At 60.8% G+C, this 2,377-nt stretch carries 3 protein-coding genes; 2 read left to right on the forward strand and 1 reads right to left on the reverse strand.

Translation table 11 applies throughout. The features are described 5' to 3' along the window. Together AC1D1P_RS21160 and coq7 are read left to right on the forward strand one after the other, a co-directional pair. A partial coding sequence (locus AC1D1P_RS21160; protein WP_477674317.1) for a porin occupies nt 1-858 on the forward strand: 858 nt, incomplete at its 5' end. A gap of 137 nt (nt 859-995) precedes the next feature. After that, a complete protein-coding gene (gene coq7 / locus AC1D1P_RS21165; RefSeq protein WP_477669922.1) occupies nt 996-1,625 on the forward strand; it encodes a 2-polyprenyl-3-methyl-6-methoxy-1,4-benzoquinone monooxygenase in 630 nt (209 codons plus the stop codon). A gap of 96 nt (nt 1,626-1,721) precedes the next feature. Here the strand turns inward: coq7 and AC1D1P_RS21170 are convergent, their stop codons facing one another. Beyond that, nucleotides 1,722-2,180, reverse strand: coding sequence for an OsmC family protein (locus AC1D1P_RS21170; protein ID WP_477674318.1), 459 nt, complete (start codon nt 2,178-2,180; stop codon nt 1,722-1,724). Nucleotides 2,181-2,377 lie beyond the last annotated feature (197 nt).

A 2,377-nucleotide genomic window follows, 5' to 3' on the forward strand; every position in this document is an offset into this window, starting at 1 on the left:
GGCAGCCGGCTGTTCGACCGTCAGTCATTCGTGGGCCTGATCACGCCGGTCGGCGCGTTCACACTCGGCCGCCAGTACACGCCTGGCTACCTGGTTGGCGCCACCTTTGACGCGTCCCAGACCCAGTCCAGCCTGGCAGCCGGCCAGATTGCCAGCTTCCCGCCGGCTTTCGACATTCGCCTGAGCAATACGCTGCAATACGGCATTCAGACAGGCGGCGTCACCGCAGCGTTGATGTATGGCGCTGGAGAGGCATCTACCGCGACGGTCGGCAACTCCGCCAGCCGTTTCTTCGGCGGCATGGTCATCTACAAAGGCAATGGATTCTCCCTCGGTTTTGGCCGCAACCAGCGCAACAATGAGCTCGGTCAGAAGTCACTGGAAAACAATGTACTGGGCGGAACGGTTGACGTAGGCCCCGGTACCCTGTACGGCCAGTACGCCACGATCAAGGATGACAACCCAAGCGGCCTCTCCACCATCGGCGCAACCGTTACCACCGCTAGCGGTAGCGCAGCTGTAGGCGCAGCCTTTCAAGCCGCCTACAACAATGCCTTCCGGCAGGACGCCAACCTGGCGCACATCGGTTACCGCATGACCAGCGGCCCACACACGTGGGTTGTGGCGTACAACCGCCTTGATGACAAGCGTCCAGCAGATGCCGACACAAGCTCATACGGCGTGACCTACACCTATGCGCTGTCCAAGCGCACCAACCTGAATGCCGTGCTGACCCGCTTCGACAACAAGGGCTCAGGCCAGGCAGCCCCTGGTGGCAATGGCTTCCTCGGCGGCGTGACGTCTGCTGCAGGCGTTGGCTCCACCAACATCGCCTTGGGTATTCGCCACACGTTCTAAAGATCAAGGTTGCGTCCGGATCCCGATCCGGCCTTCCTTTCATAAAAGCCCCCGCATGGGGGCTTTTTTGTGGCCGTTTCCATTCCACCGGACGAGGGATAACATGGAACCATTCCGTCCCTAAGAACCGAAGCACCATGACCACCGCACTCGATACCGCACTCAATGCCGCCGACGGCGCCCTTCGCACGCTTTTTGCCGCCCCGCGCGCCAGCCGTACCTGCCCAACCGTACCCGGTGAGAAAACCGAGCTTGCCGCGCAGGACAAGGTGCGTTCAGGCGCACTGATGCGCGTCAACCACGTGGGTGAAGTCTGTGCGCAGGCCCTTTACGCCGCGCAGGCCCTGGGTACCCGCGACCCGGCCCTGCGAGAGCACTTCCTGCAGGCCAGCCGTGAAGAGGGTGACCACCTCGCCTGGACAAAAACCCGGCTCGACGAACTCGGCGCCCGGCCTTCCCTGCTCAATCCGCTCTGGTATGCCGGCGCCTTCGGCCTGGGCCTGGTCGCGAGCCGGCTCGGTGATCGCCTGAGCCTGGGTTTTGTCGTGGAGACAGAGCGCCAGGTTGAAGCGCACCTGGCAAGCCACCTGGAGCGCCTGCCGGCAGGCGACCATGAGTCGCGCGCCATCGTGGCGCAAATGAAAGACGATGAAGCGCTGCATGCACGCGATGCCGAGCAGGCCGGCGCGCTGCAGTTACCCGAGCCGGTCAAGGCCCTGATGCGCTCTGCGGCGCGTGTCATGACAACAACGGCGCACTACATCTGAGGTTTCTGTCGCTGCAGCGCAAGCCGGCACAACCACTTGCTATAAATTTAATAGCTGCTTGCGCTTATCTACAAAGGGACAGAGGCCAAAATAATCTCAAGCTTCGATGACCTCGAAGCTGGTCGTGATCTCTGCTGTTTTCGCCAGCATGATGGTGGCCGAGCAGTATTTGTCGTGACTCATGGCGACCGCGCGTTCCACTGCGCTGGTGGCCAAGCCACGGCCTGTCACGACAAAATGCATGTGGATTTTGGTAAACACCTTGGGGTCGACAGGCGCCCTTTCGGCACTCAATTTGACCGAGCAACCCCGAACATCCTGGCGGCCACGCTTGAGGATCAGCACCACGTCGTAGGCCGTACAGCCACCGGTCCCGGCCAGCAAGGTTTCCATGGGCCGGGGTGCCAGGTTGACGCCGCCGTTTTCCGGTTTGTCGGCATCGGGCGCGCCGTCCATCACCAGGGTGTGGCCGCTGCCGGTCTCAGCCAGAAAACTCATTCCGGAGCGCGATCCTGTGACCGCCGTCGGGCCCGTCCAACTCACCGTGCATTCCATGAATCTCTCTCCTCATGCATAAAATTTATGATTAAACCGTGAAAAATGTCGAATTTACGCCACAAGATATTGTGCAGCGCAACATCGGCCCGCTATACTGAAATCATCGCATCAAGATCAGTTGTCCGGCAACTCAGGGTCTTTTTGCACCGGTTGTCTCCTCCACCTCCTCTAAGGGTGGATTTACAGGCCCAGAC

The organism is Polaromonas sp. P1_E1_2 (assembly GCF_056406035.1).

Excerpts from the sequence above, each read along its gene's own strand:
- AC1D1P_RS21170 (WP_477674318.1), bottom strand. The coding sequence starts at position 2,180 with ATGGAATGCACGGTGAGTTGGACGGGCCCGACGGCGGTCACAGGATCG.
- coq7 (WP_477669922.1), top strand. The coding sequence starts at position 996 with ATGACCACCGCACTCGATACCGCACTCAATGCCGCCGACGGCGCCCTT.